Genomic DNA, 17,808 nt, shown 5'->3' with positions numbered 1-17,808 from the left:
TTAAGAAAGGAGGCCACATGGATAAAGAAACACTATTGACGGTAGGGATTGACTTAGGGACATCCACAACACAGCTTATTTTATCAGAGTTGACCGTAGAGAATTTTGCATCTGCGTTTACGGTACCGCGAATAGAAATTTCCGATAAAAAAGTTATCTATCGAAGTGATATTATTTTTACTCCGCTTATTAATCAAGTTGAAATTGACGAAAATAAAATAAAAGAATTCGTAGCTTTACAATATGATAAGGCCGGCATTGTTAAGGATGATATAAAAATGGGCGCAGTCATTATAACCGGTGAAACAGCTCGAAAATCTAATTCATCAAAAGTATTACAGGCTTTAAGCGGATATGCCGGAGATTTTGTAGTGGCTACGGCCGGTCCTGATTTGGAAAGTATAATTGCCGGTAAAGGGGCCGGAACTGAAACCTTATCACGTGAACATAGAGGTAATATAGTTAATTTTGATATAGGTGGAGGTACTAGTAATCTGGCAATGTTTAGAGCCGGCGATGTTGTTGATACAGCTTGCTTCGATATTGGTGGCAGGCTTATTAAGATAGATTCCGATAGTCATACTATTACATATATAGCACCTAAAATATTAGAAATTATAGAGAAAAAGCATTTATCTTTAGCAGTTGGTAATCATGTGGTGCCGGAGGACTTGATGCCTATTATAGATGAATTGGTGAACGCATTGGAACAATCTATAGGATTAGGCGAAGAAACGCCATTCTATAATCTGTTAATTACACATCATGACTTAAAAATAAAGACAGATGTTAATGCAGTTACTTTTTCCGGCGGTGTTGCTGATTGTATAAAGGCTGATAACGTTACAGATTGGTTTCAATATGGTGATGTTGGATTATTATTGGGCAATCGTATAAAAAATTCATTATTTTTTACCAAATGTCATGTGCTTGACACAGTAGAAACAATACGGGCAACAGTGGTTGGTGCCGGTTCTCATACGGCAGAAGTTAGTGGCTCAACTATCAGTTATACGGATGAAATTTTACCTATAAAAAATGTGCCGGTTTTAAAACTTGCTAAAGAGGATGAACAATTAAAAGCTTCGGAATTGGCCGCTCAAATTCGTAGTAAATTAGATTGGTATCTAACGGATGATAATCAATTAACAAATGTGGCCCTTTCTTTTCAAGGAATAAAATCTCCGTCATTTGCAGATATTCAGCGCTATGCAATGGGAATTACAGAAGGGGTAGCAAAATTACGAGAAGCCGGATTTCCCTTATTGATTATTGTGACTGAAGATATGGCGAAAGCTTTGGGCAATAGCATATATTCTATGTTACCGGAAAAAAGTCCGTTTGTTTGCATTGATTCTATTGTCGCCGAAAACGGTGATTATATAGATATTGGTACGCCTGTGGCCGGAGGTAATGTATTGCCGGTCATTATCAAAACACTTGTTTTTAATTAGAAGGAGTGATGGAAGCATGATTTTAAAGACTCGACTCTTTGGTAATACGTATGAGTTCGGCTCTGTGAAGGAAGTATTGGCCAAGGCTAATGAAGAAAAATCAGGGGATAAGTTGGCCGGAGTAGCGGCGGCTTCTGCTGAAGAACGCGTAGCAGCAAAAACAGTTTTAGCACAACTTACGCTAAACGACTTATTTAATAATCCTGTTGTACCTTATGATGAAGATGAAGTAACACGAATTATTATTGATCAGGTTAACACTCGAATTTTTGATTCTATTAAGAACTGGACCGTTGAAGAATTAAGAGAATGGTTATTATCTGATACCACTACGGATAATGATATTAAGTTTGTTAGACGCGCATTGACTGCTGAAATGATTGCGGCTGTATGTAAGCTCATGTCAAATATGGATTTAATCGTTGCAGCGAAAAAAATTCGTATTGAAAAAACGGCTAATACAACAATCGGTAGACCAGGTACATTCTCGGCTCGATTACAGCCTAACCATACAACTGATAATATTGACGGTATCATGGCATCGGTTATGGAAGGTTTATCCTATGGCATCGGTGATGCCGTAATTGGATTAAATCCGGTTGATGATTCAGTGGAAAGTGTAAAAAGAATTCTACATAAATTTGAAGAGTTCAGAAGTGAATGGGATATTCCAACTCAAACCTGTGTATTGGCACATGTAACGACTCAAATGGAAGCAATTCGTCAAGGTGCACCAACAGGCTTGGTGTTCCAATCTATAGCGGGATCTGAAAAAGGTAATACTGCTTTCGGTCTTAATGCTGCAACGTTGGAAGAAGCAAAAGCATTGGCTTTAAGAGAAGGTCGTGTAGCAGGACCTAATGTAATGTATTTTGAAACAGGACAGGGGTCCGAATTATCGTCAGATGCACATAACGGAGCCGACCAAGTAACAATGGAAGCAAGATGCTATGGCTTTGCTAAAAAATTTGACCCTTATATCGTAAATACAGTAGTTGGTTTTATCGGACCGGAATATTTATATGACTCTAAACAAGTTATTCGTGCCGGTTTAGAAGATCACTTTATGGGTAAACTAACCGGTATTTCTATGGGCTGTGATGTATGTTACACCAATCATATGAAAGCGGATCAAAATGATATGGAAAACCTGACAATACTTTTAGCAAGTGCAGGTTGTACATATATCATGGGTATTCCACATGCTGACGATATTATGTTGAACTATCAAACTACCGGTTTTCATGAAACGGCAACAATTCGCGATATGTTTAATTTACGTCCCATTAAAGAATTTGAAATTTGGTTGGAAAAGATGGGCTTTATGGATAATGGTAAATTGACTCCAATAGCAGGCGATGCATCTGTATTCTTGAAATAAGCGAGGTGATAAGGATGAATGAAACAGAATTAAAAGGGATGATTGAATCTATTTTAGGTGAGTTAGTAAAAGCTAAAGGATTAGATAGCGTTGAACCTGCCAAACGGACCAAAGAAGTAAATAAGTTAGGCGATTCTGTCGGGAGTAATATTATTTCAAATGAATTTCTACCGGATATTTCAGAAGTCGATTTAAAGAAGCAATTGTTAGTAGATAATCCGCATGATAGAGAAGGTTATTTGAAAATGAAAAGTTATACGGCTGCACGGTTGGGTGTAGGCCGTTGCGGAACCCGATATAAAACACAGTCGGTTTTGCGCTTCCGGGCGGATCATGCAGCTGCTCAAGATGCGGTATTCTCAGATGTTAATCCTGAATTGGTTGAAGAAATGGGATTTATTCCGGTTCGAACGGTATGCAAAAATAAAGATGAATATATTACGAGACCGGATCATGGTCGAATCTTTGACGAAGCCAATACCGAAATTATTAAACAGAATGTCAAAAAAGGCGCCAAACTTCAAGTCGTTGTAGGTGATGGCTTAAGTTCAGCAGCCATTGAAGCAAATATTCGTGATGTTATTCCGGCTTTAAAACAGGGCCTTAAAAAATACAATCTCGATTTTGATAAGGTTTTATTTGTTAAGTATTGTCGTGTACCGGCAATGGATCCAATCGGCGAAATTAGTGATGCTGATGTGGTATGTCTCTTTGTGGGCGAACGCCCAGGCTTGGTAACAGCTGAATCAATGAGTGCATATATAGCATATCGACCTACCGTAGGAATGCCTGAATCACGACGTACTGTAGTGTCTAATATACATAAAGGTGGTACACCGGCTGTAGAAGCAGGTGCCTATATTGCAGATATTATTAAAAACATGTTGGAAAAGAAAAAATCCGGTATTGAATTGAAATAGGTAAAGGAGGGACGTTTGTGAAAAATCAACGTTTAGGTGCTAACGTATTGAGCGTACAAATTATTCCTAATGTGGATGCCGGACTTGCAACGCAATTAGGTTTGACAAGTGCTCAAAGATCATTGGGCATCATTACGGCAGACTGTGATGATGTTACATATGTTGCTTTGGATGAAGCTACAAAAACCGCAGAAGTTGATGTTGTTTATGCTAAAAGCTTTTATGGTGGTGCCGGTAACGCATCTACTAAATTAGCTGGTGAAGTTATCGGGATTTTAGCCGGTCCAAGTCCGGCAGAAATTACTAGTGGCTTAGAAACCGCAGTACATGTAATTACAGAAGAAGCTAGTTTTATCAGTGCTAATGAAGATGGTTCAATACCATATTTTGCACATGTAATTTCTCGATCCGGTCGTTTTTTATCTAAATCGGCGGAAATTAATGAAGGTGAAGCTATTGCCTATTTAATTGCTCCACCTTGTGAAGCTATGGTTGGCCTTGATGCGGCATTAAAAGCTGCAGATGTTAGATTATGTGTATTTTATGGTCCTCCATCTGAAACTAACTTTGGCGGTGGCTTGTTAACAGGTAGTCAATCTGCTTGTAAAGCAGCATGTACCGCATTTGCTCAAGCTATTCAGAATGTAGCTGATAATCCATTAAGCTATTAAGGAGGACTAAATGAAGGCACTAGGCATGGTAGAAGTAAGAGGTTTCCTAGGTGCTGTTAGTGCTGCTGATGCAGCCTTAAAGGCTGCAAATGTGGAATTGAATAGTGAACAACGTGTAGGTGGCGGTCGAAGAACGATTTTGCTTGTCGGTGATGTAGCAGCAGTTCAAGCGGCGGTTGATGCGGCCGTAGTTATAGCGAAACAGCTTGGTTGCTACTGCACGAGTCATGTAATCTCACGAGCTGATGAAGCTATTGCAAAGTTAATGGGTGGTAAGTTAGCACAAAGTGCTGAATCTGATGATGCAGATAAAGAGTTAATAACAGCAAACACAAATAATGGGTTAAAGACTTCTGAGACAGAACCGTTAGAAGACCTTGCCGGTGATCCTGAAAAGAATTCAGAGACACAGGTAGCTTTGGAAACTGAAGATATAGAAGAACAAAAGAAAAATTTTGATGAGAGTGCATTACGAAAAAAATTAATGGCGTATAAAGTTGTAGATTTGCGTAAAAAAGCATATGCCATGAATGTACACGGTATGAAACGAACAGCAATTAAATTTGCCAATAAAGAGGCCCTCATTAAAGTGATTATAGATGAAGTGAAACGAGGTGGCACGTTTTGAACTTAGTTGATAAGGATTTACAATCCGTTCAAGAGGTTCGTCTTCTTTTGGCAAAAGCAAAAGAAGCCCAAAAAAAATTAGCAGTACTTACACAAAGTCAAATTAATGATATTACAAAAGCCGTTTGCGAAGCGACTTATAAAGAACGTGTTCGTTTAGCAAAACTAGCCCATGAAGAAACCGGATTCGGTAAATGGGAAGATAAAGTTTTAAAAAATGCGTTTGCATCAAAACAAGTTTATGCTCATATGAAAGATATGAAAACGGTTGGTGTCATTAATGATGATAGAGTTAATAAGGTTATGGAAGTCGCTGTTCCGGTAGGTGTTATTGCCGGTTTGGTACCGTCAACAAATCCAACATCTACAGTAATTTTCAAATCTTTGATTGCGTTAAAAGCGGCTAATAGTATTGTGTTTTCACCACATCCTACAGCAATTAAATGTATTGGTGAAACCGTAAAAATTATTCGCAAAGCATTGAAAGGAATCGGAGCACCTGAAGATGCTGTATCTTATATGACAATGCCGACCATGGAAGGCACTGCCGAATTGATGAAAAGTAAGAATACAGATTTAATTTTAGCAACCGGTGGTTCGGCTATGGTAAAGGCTGCTTATTCTTCCGGTACACCTGCTTTGGGCGTTGGTCCGGGCAACGGTCCTGCTTATATCGAAAGAAGTGCGGATGTTAAATTAGCAGTAAAGAGAATTATTGATTCCAAAACGTTTGATAATGGTACTATTTGTGCCTCAGAACAATCCATCATTGCTGAAACTGTTAATAAAGATGCAATTTTAAAAGAGTTAGAGGCCCAGGGCGCATACATTTTAAACCCGGAAGAAGCTACACGTTTAGGTACCTTTATTCTACGTGCTAATGGGACTATGAACCCTGCAATCGTCGGGAAGTCAGCACAAGTTATCGCTAAATTGGTTGGCCTTGAAATTCCATCCGATCGAATTTTATTAGTTGCACCTGAAACCGGAGTAGGACCTAAGTATCCGTACTCTCATGAAAAATTAGCGCCAATTCTTGCTTTTTATACGGTTGCTAATTGGGAAGAAGCTTGTGATTTATCGATTCGCATCTTAGAGAATGAAGGTGCAGGTCATACTCTAATTATTCATACTGAAAATAATGATGTTGTACGTGAATTCGGTTTACGTAAACCGGTGTCAAGATTACTTGTAAATACGCCGGGGGCGTTGGGCGGAATCGGAGCTACTACTAATATCACACCTTCATTAACTTTGGGGTGTGGAGCAGTGGGGGGCAGTGCTACATCAGATAACGTAGGTCCTCAGAATTTATTTAACTTACGAAGAGTAGCGTATGGTGTCCGCGAATTGGAAGATTTACGTAAAACTGAAAACGCCGATAGTGTGCCTGTTGGTGCTACATTAGGAGTTGAATCACAAGAAGTAGTTATTCGTGCTATTGTAGAACAAATTATGGCTAAATTGAAATAGCTTTTATTTGGATGGTAATAATATTAATTAGATATATTACAAATTATTTTAATTTTAATGTTCACTAGTTATTTTTAGGAGGTAATTATTATGTCGAGCACAAATGCATTAGGAATGATTGAAACAAGAGGTTTGGTTGGCGCTATTGAAGCGGCAGATGCAATGGTAAAAGCTGCGAATGTAACACTTATCGGTAAAGAACAAGTTGGCGGCGGTTTGGTAACAGTTATGGTTCGTGGTGATGTTGGTGCTGTAAAAGCAGCTACTGATGCTGGTGCAGCAGCTGCTGAACGCGTAGGCGAACTTTTATCAGTACACGTAATTCCACGTCCACATACTGAAGTAGATGCAATTTTACCTGGCAAAGCTGAATAATTTACCGGTTACGAAATTACGGGCAGTGCGTAAGTAGTGATAGAGAGCGCGTAAAGCGCTCTCTATTCATAAGAAAGGGTTCCTATGAAAGTTATAACTGAAGAAACAATACGTCAATTATTACGGAAACAACAACTTCATAGCGGCGAAGCATTAAAGGTATCTGAACCTAGTATAATTACGCCATCAGCTCAATCCTATTTACGAGAACATCAAATTCAGGTTTTGCAGCTTAGCCAAAATTCAAACGATTCCGATAACTTGCAGACATCAACATCGTGTGCTAGGGAAGTATATTGTCATGATGAGTTAAGTTATCTGGATAATGAAATATTAAAACTTCGAGATTTGTTATATTTCCCTTTGTTAGCGGATGATTTTTTTGATGAACAGCTTTGGCAATATTGGCAACGACAGCAATTGGCACTTGAAGAATTTAAAGTAAAACAATATAAAGTGCCCTTACAGATGGAATTATCATTACCGCCGCAAGTATTTAATTTTAAATTATGCTCATGGCGTCTTTGGCAATGCTCAGTGATGTCTCTGCGGCGACAATTGGAATATGTTGAAAGTTTATTAAAGCCGTACAATACAATTTCACAATCGTTTTCTGACTGGATCAGTCAGATAAAAGGAATCCTTGATAATTCGTAAGGAGGTGATAGGGTGAATGTTATAGATGATATTGTTAATGAAGTATTGAAACAAATTGGAGAAGTATTACCAAATAAAGATAAGACTTTTGTAATTGAAGGTTCTGGTCGACATGTTCATTTATGTAGGCAAGATATAGAGCGTTTGTTCGGTGAAGGCTATGAGTTAACTAAAGTTAAAGAATTATCGCAACCCGGACAGTTTGCTTGCCAAGAGCGTGTAAATTTGGTAGGGCCTAAAGGGATGCTAACTAATGTTGTTATTTTAGGACCCGAGCGAGAACATTCTCAAGTAGAGGTTTCTTTAACCGATGCTCGGTTGTTGGGCGTGAAAGCACCTACTCGAGAAAGTGGGGATTTGAAAGGCTCAGCCGGAATAATAATCGTAAATAAAGATAGACATATAGCCTTAGAGGAAGCTTGTATTGTCGCTAAACGGCATGTTCATGTAGCAGAGGCTGATGCAGCACGTTTAGGCGTTACTAATGGGCAAATTGTAAAAGTAAAAACTCATACGGATAGACCACTTATTTTTGATGATGTAGTTATAAGAGTAAGCCCTAAGTATCAAACTTTTATGCATATTGACTTTGATGAAGCTAATGCCTGTGACTTGAAAAATGGTGATCTTGGGGAAATTATAGAATAGAGGTGATAGTTATGACATTAAGTGAATTAGAGACTATTGTTCAAACTATTACTAATCGAATTTGGAAAGAAATTTCTGATAAAAATGTTAAACCCAAAATTGGAATTAATGCATTGAGTAGTGATACTAAGGATGCTATGAAACAGATTATAAGACATGAAGAAAAAGTATCCGGTATACAAGCTGAAAACATTAATATTACCGACCATAAGCAAGCATTAAATATTGAGTTTTTGTCATTGCCTGAGTTAAGTGAAGTGGCACATCTTATGCCGCAAAATGATACCACGAAAAAAATTGTGGAATCTTTATTACTGCGAAGGCCGGTGATTATACATCGGATTCCTGAAATCACTAAGATGAATAATGGATCTATTCCATATGCATTAAAGCAACAATGGCAGAGTATATTAAGTAAGTGTAAACAGTTTGGAGTTTCTTTTGGCGATAATGTCCAATCTGTGTATACGGGCAAAAAAAGTAATGAAGTAAAACGGAAAAATAGCAACTCAACATTAAAACCGGTATTTATTACGGTTGCTAAAGTAGTTGAAATGGTAAATTCCGGAGAAAAAATGCCGACAAATGCACGACTTACGCCATTAGCGCAGGATTATATTCGAGAGCATAATTTGAATTTATAAGGAGTGATACTGTGCTGATTGCTAAAGTGATTGGTAGTTTATGGTCTACCAGAAAAGATGAAAAGCTTAATGGTTGGAAATTTATGATTGTTAGAGAGTTAGAAGTCGATGGGGTAACCGAGAAAGAATCATTTGTGGCGGCAGATAATGCCGGATCCGGTATCGGTGATACCGTATTGGTTACATTAGGTGCGGCGGCCAGAATTTCTGCAGAAAATCTTAATACGCCTATCGATGCAATGATTGTTGGGGTTATTGACTCGATTGATACCGCCGGTTAGGAGATGCAACTATGAGTATTAATGAAATTATTATGTATATCATGGTCCTCTTTATGATTATAGGGGGCATAGATAAGTGTATTGGCAATAAACTTGGTTTAGGTGAAAAATTTGAAGAAGGAATAATGGCAATGGGTGCTTTAGCAATGTCAATGGTGGGGATTATTACCATCGCACCTATATTAGCTAAAGTGTTAAGTCCGATAGTTGTTCCTGTTTATACAATGTTGGGAGCTGACCCATCAATGTTTGCGACCACTTTATTGGCCAATGACATGGGGGGCTTTGCGTTAGCTCAACAAATGGCATTAAATCCGGAAGCCGGTTTATTTGCCGGTGCTATCTTGGGTGCTATGATGGGGCCTACTATTGTATTTACAATTCCGGTTGCTTTGGGAATTATTGAAAAAGAAGATCATCAGTATTTGGCAACAGGAGTATTATGTGGCATCGTTACGACTCCTTTAGGTTGTTTAGCAGGCGGTTTGGCTGCCGGTATGAGTTTAGGTATGATTTTAGCCAACTTAGTTCCTATCGTAATTTTTGCAGTGCTTGTTATTTTAGGCCTTTGGTTGGCCCCGGAAATGATGATTAAATGCTTTACCGTTTTTGGACAAGGGGTTGTAATTGTTGCTGTACTTGGTCTAATTTTAGGAGCATTACAATTATTGGTTGGTATTACTGTAATTGAAGGTATTGCACCTGTAACTGAGGGGATTGAAATCGTAGGTGGTATTGCGTTGACTTTAGCCGGTGCATTTTGTTTGGTGGCTTTTATCACTAAAGTATTTAACAAACCGCTTATGAAAATGGGTTCGGCTTTAGGTATGAATGAAGTAGCTGCAGCCGGTATGGTAGCAACATTAGCAAACAATATCCCTATGTTCCAAATGCTCAAAGATATGGATACACGCGGAAAAATCTTGAATGTTGCATTCGCTGTTTCGGCATCCTTTGTCCTTGGAGATCATTTAGGTTTTACTGCCGGTGTGGCTAAAGAGATGATCTTCCCTATGATTGTAGGCAAATTGGTAGCCGGTGTAACTGCAATTTTAGTCGCTATGTTTATGTCTAAACGCATTATGGCAAAAGCTAAGAAATGAGGTGCTGAAAATGTCAAATATCACTCGTGAAATGATAGAAACATTAGTGCGCCAAGTTGTGAACGAAAAATTAATGGTTACTAAGTCTATATCAAATAGTGGTGTCGGTGTAGTAAAGCTACCAATGATTGATGTAACTGAAGAAGATCGATTGGATACCGGGAACCCTAATGATAAAGTATATACTAAAGATTTGTTTTCATTAGATGAAAGTCCACGTTTAGGCTGTGGCTTGATGTTTATGGAAGACACTACATTCGACTGGACTTTGAATTATGATGAAATTGATTATGTAATTGATGGTGAGTTAAGTATTATTATTAATGGCGAGACGATTACAGCCGGACCGGGTGAAATCCTTTTGATTCCAAAGGGAAGTTCAATTCAGTTTTCTGTAAAAGGTAAAGCAAGATTTGTTTATGTTACCTATCCGGCAGATTGGCAATCGCAAGCCTAATAGAATGTTGATGAGTGTTAAAGCGAATACCGGACATTCTTTTATAGGTAAGGAGGTAAGGGCATGACTGAGAAAGAAAATTTAGCCAGTGTATTAGCCGGGGCATATAAATTGGATTATCGATGGCTCGTTATTGATTCGGAGCTGTTACAAATAAGAATTTATAAAGATGTTTCTGACGAAACGGAAGTTCCTTTGGAACTAAATTTTGATCCTCATTTTGCACAGTATATTGTGAATGTGTGTAAAAATAAGGACAATCCAATTGTTATTTCGGAAGTATTGGTTGAATTTTGTGCATCAGAAACACATGCTCTTTATTATGATAAGAAAAGCTATGAGGAACAAGCTATAGCTATCCGTCATAAACCGAATGAATTAACTGCTATACGAGAAGACGGGGAACGTTATTTATTAACGTTAAACGGCGTAGTACGCACAAATCCGGGGGATTGGGTAATTCGTGGTGTTAATGGTGAAGAGTATCCTTGTGACCCTGAAATTTTTAAAAAACTTTATGATATTATAGAAGAAGAACCTAAAGCATAGTATAATTAAAAAAACTGATTCAGTTTTCTGTAATCAGTAGTTTAATTAATTCTATGTTGGGAGTGAATCTTATGTCAGACTTAAAAGTAGGTGACAAAGCACCGGATTTTTCCGTTGTAAATGATGTCAATGAAACCGTTAACTTAAAAGATTTAGCAGGGCAAAAAGTTATTTTATATTTCTATCCGAAAGACAATACTCCTGGTTGCTCCATTGAAGCACAACAATTCAATGAAGCGTACAAAAAATTGCAAGATGCCGGTTATGTTGTTTTGGGTGTCAGTCGCGACACGGTAAAACGTCATGTGAACTTTAAAGAAAAATACGATCTGCAATTCAATCTCTTGGCCGACACCGATGAAGCCTTTTGTAATGCCTACGGTGTCATGAAAGAGAAGAAACTCTACGGCAAAACCTCCATCGGCATCGAACGGTCCACCTTTGTCATCGACGAAAAAGGCGTGTTAACCCATATCTACCGTGGAGTAAAAGCTAAAGAACACGTAGGGCAACTATTAGCTGATTTGAATATTCAATAGGTTGTTTCAAATTAATTTTCCACCACGGCTATCGCATGGTGAAGGCAACCTTCCGGCCTGCAGCAAATCGCTCTTAGGCGATTCACTAAGTAGTCTCAATGTTTAGTCTGTAGAAGGGATAAAAGATTTCCGCATTCTTCTGAGTTGCGCCGGCCGCGGGAATTGCTAGTTGCACAACAGTGATCCGAATTACGGCGGAATGTGCTTAGAGAAAAAAGCCCCATATACCTATCTTGAATGTCCATTAGCCGAATGGGTTGGGACTGAAAGATAGGTATATGGGGCTTTTATTTTGCAATTCCAATGTAATTAGAATACTGTAGGCGACTGCTATTCCTGAGCCGGTGCCAACGCACTCCACCAATGCCGCCGATACGCTTTTATCCCTTCCAGCATCACTTTTGATGCTTTGGATGCTAAGGCTTTGCTGGCCGGTGGGATGCCTTCCAGGCGATAGGCAATACCCATTTCCTTGTACTTAGCCGTACCCATCACGTGATACGGCAGGCAGTCGATGGTCTCCAGGTTTTTCAAAGAGCCGGCGAAAAAGCCGAGTCGATACCAACGATCTGCGTTATCCGTTATAGTAGGCACCACAACATGGCGCACCCAAATCGGCACATTGTGCTCATCGATGAAGCGGGCAAATTTCAAAATTTGTTTATTGCTTTGACCGGTCAAGGCGCTGTGTTTGTCGTCGTCGATTTCTTTTAAATCTAAGATAACGAGACTTGTTACGGCCATCAGCTTTTCGTATTGCTCTCGTTTGCTTTCTTCAAAGTAGATACCGCTCGTATCAAGGCAAGTATGAATGCCTCGTTCTCTAAAGTAGCTGAATAGCTCGATAACAAATGGCAGCTGCATTAATGCTTCGCCACCGGTGACGGTGAGGCCGCCGTTTTTATAAAAACTCTGATTGCGCTCAAATTGTTCCCATACTTCTTCGATGGTAATATTTTTACCTTGCTGCGCATCCCACGTATCCGGGTTATGGCAATAGGCACAGCGCATCGGGCAGCCCTGTAAAAATAGCACCATTCGTACACCGGGGCCGTCAACGGTGCCCATGGTTTCCAGAGAATGAATTCGTCCAATCATAATACGCCTTTCGTAATAAAAAATAGAAGCAAAAGAATTACCAGTAAGAAGCAAAATACAAAATGCGAAGGGCAAAGGGAGATTTTTTACACCCTTATATGACAATAGGCTCCTCGATACGGGGAGCCTATTGCACTATATATAACTACTGAGAAGGGGAGGGATAGAAGTTACATTTGTTCGTGGAAGGTACGAGAAATAACTTCATCCTGTTGTTGTTTCGTCAATTTGTTGAAGTGCACGGCATAACCGGATACACGAACGGTCAACTGTGGATATTTTTCAGGGTGCTGCTGTGCATCGAGGAGCATTTCACGGTCGAAAACGTTGACGTTCAAATGATGACCGCCTTTTTCAGAATAGCCATCCAATAACTCTACTAAATTATCGATTTGTTGTTCGTTGCTCATATTACTTGTCCTCCTTTTCGGAAATGGAAACATTAGGCTCGCGACAGGCCAGGTTTTCATTATTGACAGGTAAACCGGTCGGCATATCGCTCTGTAAAACTGCATCAAGATCCAGATCGATGTCTAAATCACTCATACGAACCATGGTTTCGCCATTTTTGCCAAGCGCATCCGGAATGATGGAGAAGGTGTTGGAAATACCGTCGCTCGCATCACGCCAAGGCATTTTGGCAACTGACGCCATGGAAGAAACAGCCCCGTGAGAGTCGCGTCCGTGCATCGGATTAGCGCCCGGTGCAAACGGTGTACCCTGTTTACGGCCGTCCGGTGTGCTACCGGTGGCGTTACCGTATACTACATTGGATGTAATTGTCAAAAGGGACATGGTAGGCACACTTTCGCGGTAGGTAGGATGTTTACGGATTTTGTTCATGAATGCGGATACAACGAAGGCCGCCAAATCATCAACACGGTCATCGTCGTTACCGTATTTAGGGAAATCCCCTGTGATTTCAAAATCAACAGCTACCCCGTTTTCATCACGAATCGGTTTTACCTTGGCATATTTAATAGCGGACAAGGAGTCGGCTACTACGGATAAACCGGCAATACCGGTGGCAAACCAACGCGTAACTTTGCGGTCGTGAAGCGCCATTTCCAATTTTTCGTATGCATATTTATCGTGCATGTAGTGAATGATGTTGAGGGCATTCACGTAAACGCCGGCCAACCATTCCATCATGTCGTCAAAACGTTCCATTACTTCATCGAAATCAAGGTATTCGGAAGTAATCGGACGATATTTAGGTCCAACTTGTTTTTTGAGTTTTTCATCGACACCGCCGTTGATTGCATAGAGCAAGCATTTAGCGAGGTTACAACGAGCGCCGAAGAACTGCATTTCTTTACCGATACGCATTGGTGATACGCAGCAGGCGATAGCATAGTCGTCACCGCTGTTAGGACGCATCAATTCGTCGTTTTCATACTGAATCGAAGACGTTTGGATGGACAATTTAGCACAGAAACGTTTGAAACCATCCGGCAAGCGAGGGGACCAGAGAACGGTGAGGTTCGGTTCCGGAGCCGGGCCTAAGTTGGTCAGCGTGTGCAAGTAACGGAAGGACATTTTGGAAACGAGCGGACGACCGTCGGAGCCCATCCCGCCGATGGATTCGGTTGTCCAAACCGGATCGCCGGTGAAGAGGTTATTGTATTCGATAATGCGGGCAAAACGCACCATGCGAAGTTTCATGATGAAATGGTCAACCATTTCCTGAATTTCTTCTTCTGTATAGCGGCCTTCTTTAAGGTCACGTTCGGCGTAGATGTCGAGGAAGACAGTGTTACGGCCGATAGACATGGCAGCGCCGTTTTGTTCTTTAATAGCGCCTAAATAACCGAAGTATAACCACTGAATCGCTTCTTTTACGTCTTTGGCCGGTTGGCTGATATCGAAGCCGTAAGAAGCCGCCATAGCTTTTAATTCTTTTAAGGAACGAATTTGGTCACGAATTTCTTCACGGTCGCGAATAATCGTAGCCGTCATGTCGCCCATAGTGATGGCGAAATCTTTTTCTTTTTCTTCGATTAAGCGGTCAATCCCGTAAAGGGCTACACGGCGATAGTCGCCGATGATACGACCGCGGCTGTACGCATCCGGTAAACCGGTAATGATGTGTGCGGAACGAGCGGCACGCATTTCCGGCGTATACACATCGAAAACACCGTCATTGTGAGTTTTACGATGCTTTTTGAAAAAGTCTTCCAGCTGAGCGTCCATTTCGAAACCGTATTCTTGTAAAGCACTCTTGGCTGTACGTAAACCGCCGTACGGGAACATAGCGCGTTTCAACGGTTTATCGGTTTGAAGACCAACAATTTGTTCTAATTCTTTGATAATGTAGCCGGGGCCGTGGGAGGACACCGAAGTGGCAATATCCGTATCGGCATCGATAACGCCGCCTTTTTCTTTTTCTTCCTCATACAGACGAAGAACTTCTTGCCAAAGTTTAAGAGTACGATCCGTAGGACCGGCTAAAAATGAGTCGTCCCCAACATAGGGGTTATAGTTACGTTGGATAAAGTCACGAACGTCAATGGCTTTATCCCATACACCTGTAATGAAGCCTTTCCATGCAGTATTTTGCATTGCGGCACCTCCATTAAGGAAATAAAGAATTATTATAAGATGCTTTAAGTGTATACCGAATTGGCATTTAATTCAATAATTGTAATGATATTAATTTTCGATTGTTAAAATGCTAAAAATAAAAGATGTGTAAAAATAAGACTTTTTATGACATATCTATAAAAATTTATGTCAAAAAAACAAAAATTATTGTTAGCTATCATTACGGTGTATGACTAAGAAATGTCTTTTTGGATTGTTTTTATCCATAAAATATGACTTTGTTTCTTATGATTATATTATAAAGCAGGGGATACCAATAGTCTGTAGCTATAGCTACAAAAATAGTGGGAATTAAAAATTAAGCGTGACTCAAGCTATAAGCCGGCATTAAATTTTATATTTAAAATTTTGAATATAAAGTGGACATATAGGAATAAAGCCGTTTGAATTGTGAAATAACACACTTACAAAATGTTTATTGCAAATTTACGTTTTTACTACTAGACAAGATAAATGAAAAATGTTATCATTAACACATAGAAATATTGAAAAAATTAAATCTAGTGGATTGCGGTTGCCAAAAGGCAATCGATGATTATAAAATTCGATAATTCTTTTTTCGTAACATTTTTGTTATGTATTTTATTTTTATCCCCTTGGACGGGGAAGGAGGTATTTTTATGGCATACACATTACCTGAATTACCATATGCTTACGAAGCTTTAGAACCGCATATCGATGCAGAAACAATGCATTTTCATCATGATAAACACCACAACACCTATGTTGTTAACTTAAACGCTGCTATTGAAAAACATCCTGAATTGGGTGAAAAAGACGTAGAAGCGTTGATCACTGACTTAAACGCTGTACCGGAAGATATCCGCACGGCTGTTCGCAACAATGGCGGCGGTCATGCTAACCATACATTCTTCTGGAACATTTTGGCACCGAATGCAGGCGGTAACCCTACGGGCGCTATTGCCGGTGCTATCGATGAAGCTTTCGGCAACTTCGAAAACTTCAAAGCTGAATTCGGCAAAGCTGCTACCGGTCGTTTCGGTTCCGGTTGGGCTTGGCTCGTAGTAAACAACGGCAAATTGGAAATCTTGTCCACGGCTAACCAGGACTCCCCACTTAGTGACGGCAAAACTCCGGTATTGGGCCTTGATGTGTGGGAACATGCATACTACTTGAAATACAAGAATGCTCGTCCTGATTACATCGCCGCTTTCTGGAATCTCGTTAACTGGGATCAAGTAAACGCTCATTATGCGGCAGCTACTAAATAAGAGCTGACTGCTTGATGTGAGTCTCGAATGGCTCGTATAATTACATAGTTTGTGAAAACGTCCCCGCTTGCACAGCGTGCAAGCGGGGGCGTTTTTTTGGCTCAATTTATTTTTTGCGGATACGGGAAGTGTTTGATGAAATTGATTAAATCTTTCATCGCGTAGGATAGGTATTTGTTTTTGCGAAAGACTAACCCGATGGTCACGGTAAGGGGTGGATCCATGGAAATCAGTTGGACATCATTTCGCTCTAATTTGGCTATATCCAATAAAAAGGAGAGCCCCACGCCTTTGGCTACGGAATCAATATTTGTTTTAATCTGATTGGACGAGAGTACAATTTTAGGCAAAAAGCCGCATGCTTCGCAGTTGGCTAATACGTTTTTACGATGAACCGAGTCTATTTTCATCAGTATGAGGGATTCTTCTTTGAGTTTATCAAAGGCAACTTGGGCGAGGCTGTGAAAAGGATGTCCGCTGGGAATACATAATTTATGTTCACTTTTAAAGAGGGGCATCGCTTCCAGCTTCGGCGATATATTATCGATAATGACAATCCCCAAATCGGCTTCATCGGCTAACACGCGTTCAGACACACCGACAGAGCCTTCTTCGAGGACATTTAACTCCCACTGGGGATATTCTTGGCGGAAGTGATTCAGTAACGGAGTGAACAAATAGGCACTAATCATCGGCGGGATACCGATGGTTACTGTGCCGGAGAGCTTATGCCGTTCATCTTTTATTTCGGCCACTGAGTTTTCCAGCTCCGCCAATACGTGTTTAATCGAAGTATAAAATTGGTGCCCTTTTTCAGTCAAGGTCATCTTTTTATACTCTCTTTTAAACAACTCAACGCCTAATTCATCCTCTAACTTTTTTATGGCAACGGTAATATTAGGTTGTGATACATAGTGTTGCTGTGCGGCTTTAGTCATGTTACCCAGTTCGGCTACTGAAATGAAAAATTCTAATTGTTTTAACTCCATAGTACCATCCTTGCTGTATAGTGCGAATACAATGATACGCTAAATATACATATTGCGAATATAATGATGAACTATATATAAATTATATTTAGTCCTATAAATTAAA

At 39.9% G+C, this 17,808-nt stretch carries 20 protein-coding genes; 16 read left to right on the top strand and 4 right to left on the bottom strand.

The genetic code is table 11. The features are described from left to right. Window positions 1-17: 17 nt before the first annotated feature. The 15 genes from eutA to bcp all read left to right on the top strand — a co-directional run bounded on the left by eutA (window position 18) and on the right by bcp (window position 11,779). Window positions 18-1,454, top strand: a complete 1,437-nt coding sequence (gene eutA / locus CCC71_RS10490; protein WP_295241034.1) for an ethanolamine ammonia-lyase reactivating factor EutA — start codon at window positions 18-20, stop codon at window positions 1,452-1,454. Between the two features lie 16 nt (window positions 1,455-1,470). Then, window positions 1,471-2,835, top strand: coding sequence for an ethanolamine ammonia-lyase subunit EutB (locus CCC71_RS10485; protein WP_021842173.1), 1,365 nt, complete (start codon window positions 1,471-1,473; stop codon window positions 2,833-2,835). Between the two features lie 14 nt (window positions 2,836-2,849). Then, window positions 2,850-3,755: an ethanolamine ammonia-lyase subunit EutC gene (eutC, locus tag CCC71_RS10480; protein ID WP_021842174.1), complete on the top strand. Its 906-nt coding sequence runs from the start codon at window positions 2,850-2,852 to the stop codon at window positions 3,753-3,755. A 17-nt stretch (window positions 3,756-3,772) separates the two neighbouring features. Beyond that, window positions 3,773-4,426, top strand: a complete 654-nt coding sequence (eutL, locus tag CCC71_RS10475) for an ethanolamine utilization microcompartment protein EutL (RefSeq protein ID WP_226974439.1) — start codon at window positions 3,773-3,775, stop codon at window positions 4,424-4,426. A 10-nt stretch (window positions 4,427-4,436) separates the two neighbouring features. Beyond that, complete coding sequence (locus CCC71_RS10470; RefSeq protein ID WP_247240017.1) at window positions 4,437-5,054, top strand: BMC domain-containing protein; 618 nt, start codon at window positions 4,437-4,439, stop codon at window positions 5,052-5,054. Next, a complete protein-coding gene (locus CCC71_RS10465) occupies window positions 5,051-6,526 on the top strand; it encodes an acetaldehyde dehydrogenase (acetylating) (RefSeq protein WP_226974440.1) in 1,476 nt (491 codons plus the stop codon). The genes CCC71_RS10470 and CCC71_RS10465 overlap by 4 nt, the downstream gene beginning before the upstream one ends. Before the next feature lie 90 nt (window positions 6,527-6,616). Then, window positions 6,617-6,901 (top strand): ethanolamine utilization microcompartment protein EutM, encoded by a 285-nt coding sequence (gene eutM, locus CCC71_RS10460; protein ID WP_021842178.1) that lies wholly within the window; start codon window positions 6,617-6,619, stop codon window positions 6,899-6,901. Between the two features lie 84 nt (window positions 6,902-6,985). Next, window positions 6,986-7,558 carry a hypothetical protein gene (locus tag CCC71_RS10455; protein WP_295245214.1) on the top strand — a complete coding sequence of 191 codons (573 nt, stop codon included), beginning with the start codon at window positions 6,986-6,988 and terminating at the stop codon, window positions 7,556-7,558. Between the two features lie 12 nt (window positions 7,559-7,570). After that, on the top strand, window positions 7,571-8,206 hold the full coding sequence (gene pduL, locus CCC71_RS10450; protein ID WP_021842180.1) for a phosphate propanoyltransferase: 636 nt from the start codon (window positions 7,571-7,573) through the stop codon (window positions 8,204-8,206). An 11-nt stretch (window positions 8,207-8,217) separates the two neighbouring features. Next, window positions 8,218-8,850 (top strand): hypothetical protein, encoded by a 633-nt coding sequence (locus CCC71_RS10445; protein ID WP_295224165.1) that lies wholly within the window; start codon window positions 8,218-8,220, stop codon window positions 8,848-8,850. Between the two features lie 11 nt (window positions 8,851-8,861). Continuing rightward, on the top strand, window positions 8,862-9,131 hold the full coding sequence (locus tag CCC71_RS10440) for a EutN/CcmL family microcompartment protein (protein WP_021842182.1): 270 nt from the start codon (window positions 8,862-8,864) through the stop codon (window positions 9,129-9,131). 11 nt (window positions 9,132-9,142) lie between these two features. After that, on the top strand, window positions 9,143-10,234 hold the full coding sequence (gene eutH / locus CCC71_RS10435) for an ethanolamine utilization protein EutH (RefSeq protein WP_295245212.1): 1,092 nt from the start codon (window positions 9,143-9,145) through the stop codon (window positions 10,232-10,234). A gap of 10 nt (window positions 10,235-10,244) precedes the next feature. After that, the gene (locus CCC71_RS10430) at window positions 10,245-10,691 is read left to right on the top strand and encodes a cupin domain-containing protein (protein WP_021842185.1); all 447 of its coding nucleotides are present in this window, start codon (window positions 10,245-10,247) and stop codon (window positions 10,689-10,691) included. 63 nt (window positions 10,692-10,754) lie between these two features. Next, window positions 10,755-11,240, top strand: a complete 486-nt coding sequence (locus tag CCC71_RS10425; protein WP_021842186.1) for a hypothetical protein — start codon at window positions 10,755-10,757, stop codon at window positions 11,238-11,240. Window positions 11,241-11,311: 71 nt separating this feature from the next. Beyond that, complete coding sequence (bcp, locus tag CCC71_RS10420; RefSeq protein WP_021842187.1) at window positions 11,312-11,779, top strand: thioredoxin-dependent thiol peroxidase; 468 nt, start codon at window positions 11,312-11,314, stop codon at window positions 11,777-11,779. 330 nt (window positions 11,780-12,109) lie between these two features. Here bcp and pflA read toward each other — a convergent pair whose 3' ends face one another. The 3 genes from pflA to pflB all read right to left on the bottom strand — a co-directional run bounded on the left by pflA (window position 12,110) and on the right by pflB (window position 15,439). Next, complete coding sequence (pflA, locus tag CCC71_RS10415) at window positions 12,110-12,877, bottom strand: pyruvate formate-lyase-activating protein (RefSeq protein ID WP_296333573.1); 768 nt, start codon at window positions 12,875-12,877, stop codon at window positions 12,110-12,112. Window positions 12,878-13,047: 170 nt separating this feature from the next. After that, window positions 13,048-13,287, bottom strand: coding sequence for an autonomous glycyl radical cofactor GrcA3 (grcA3, locus tag CCC71_RS10410; RefSeq protein WP_127058387.1), 240 nt, complete (start codon window positions 13,285-13,287; stop codon window positions 13,048-13,050). Between the two features lies 1 nt (window position 13,288). Next, a complete protein-coding gene (gene pflB, locus CCC71_RS10405; protein WP_021842190.1) occupies window positions 13,289-15,439 on the bottom strand; it encodes a formate C-acetyltransferase in 2,151 nt (716 codons plus the stop codon). 662 nt (window positions 15,440-16,101) lie between these two features. Here pflB and CCC71_RS10400 point away from each other — a divergent pair. Continuing rightward, window positions 16,102-16,713, top strand: a complete 612-nt coding sequence (locus CCC71_RS10400) for a superoxide dismutase (protein WP_006555704.1) — start codon at window positions 16,102-16,104, stop codon at window positions 16,711-16,713. Window positions 16,714-16,814: 101 nt separating this feature from the next. Here CCC71_RS10400 and CCC71_RS10395 read toward each other — a convergent pair whose 3' ends face one another. Beyond that, the gene (locus CCC71_RS10395) at window positions 16,815-17,702 is read right to left on the bottom strand and encodes a LysR family transcriptional regulator (protein WP_296333570.1); all 888 of its coding nucleotides are present in this window, start codon (window positions 17,700-17,702) and stop codon (window positions 16,815-16,817) included. Window positions 17,703-17,808: the final 106 nt, after the last annotated feature.

The organism is Veillonella sp. LMAG:90, assembly GCF_008679445.1.
Taxonomy (GTDB): Bacteria; Bacillota; Negativicutes; order Veillonellales; family Veillonellaceae; genus Veillonella_A.
Note: the sequence above shows the minus strand (reverse complement) of the source record. Positions and strands in the feature narration are given on the sequence as shown.

Coding starts and splice junctions, on each gene's coding strand:
- eutA (WP_295241034.1), top strand. CDS start 18: ATGGATAAAGAAACACTATTGACGGTAGGGATTGACTTAGGGACATCC.
- CCC71_RS10485 (WP_021842173.1), top strand. CDS start 1,471: ATGATTTTAAAGACTCGACTCTTTGGTAATACGTATGAGTTCGGCTCT.
- eutC (WP_021842174.1), top strand. CDS start 2,850: ATGAATGAAACAGAATTAAAAGGGATGATTGAATCTATTTTAGGTGAG.
- CCC71_RS10470 (WP_247240017.1), top strand. CDS start 4,437: ATGAAGGCACTAGGCATGGTAGAAGTAAGAGGTTTCCTAGGTGCTGTT.
- eutM (WP_021842178.1), top strand. CDS start 6,617: ATGTCGAGCACAAATGCATTAGGAATGATTGAAACAAGAGGTTTGGTT.
- CCC71_RS10455 (WP_295245214.1), top strand. CDS start 6,986: ATGAAAGTTATAACTGAAGAAACAATACGTCAATTATTACGGAAACAA.
- CCC71_RS10445 (WP_295224165.1), top strand. CDS start 8,218: ATGACATTAAGTGAATTAGAGACTATTGTTCAAACTATTACTAATCGA.
- eutH (WP_295245212.1), top strand. CDS start 9,143: ATGAGTATTAATGAAATTATTATGTATATCATGGTCCTCTTTATGATT.
- CCC71_RS10430 (WP_021842185.1), top strand. CDS start 10,245: ATGTCAAATATCACTCGTGAAATGATAGAAACATTAGTGCGCCAAGTT.
- CCC71_RS10425 (WP_021842186.1), top strand. CDS start 10,755: ATGACTGAGAAAGAAAATTTAGCCAGTGTATTAGCCGGGGCATATAAA.
- bcp (WP_021842187.1), top strand. CDS start 11,312: ATGTCAGACTTAAAAGTAGGTGACAAAGCACCGGATTTTTCCGTTGTA.
- pflA (WP_296333573.1), bottom strand. CDS start 12,877: ATGATTGGACGAATTCATTCTCTGGAAACCATGGGCACCGTTGACGGC.
- grcA3 (WP_127058387.1), bottom strand. CDS start 13,287: ATGAGCAACGAACAACAAATCGATAATTTAGTAGAGTTATTGGATGGC.
- pflB (WP_021842190.1), bottom strand. CDS start 15,439: ATGCAAAATACTGCATGGAAAGGCTTCATTACAGGTGTATGGGATAAA.
- CCC71_RS10400 (WP_006555704.1), top strand. CDS start 16,102: ATGGCATACACATTACCTGAATTACCATATGCTTACGAAGCTTTAGAA.
- CCC71_RS10395 (WP_296333570.1), bottom strand. CDS start 17,702: ATGGAGTTAAAACAATTAGAATTTTTCATTTCAGTAGCCGAACTGGGT.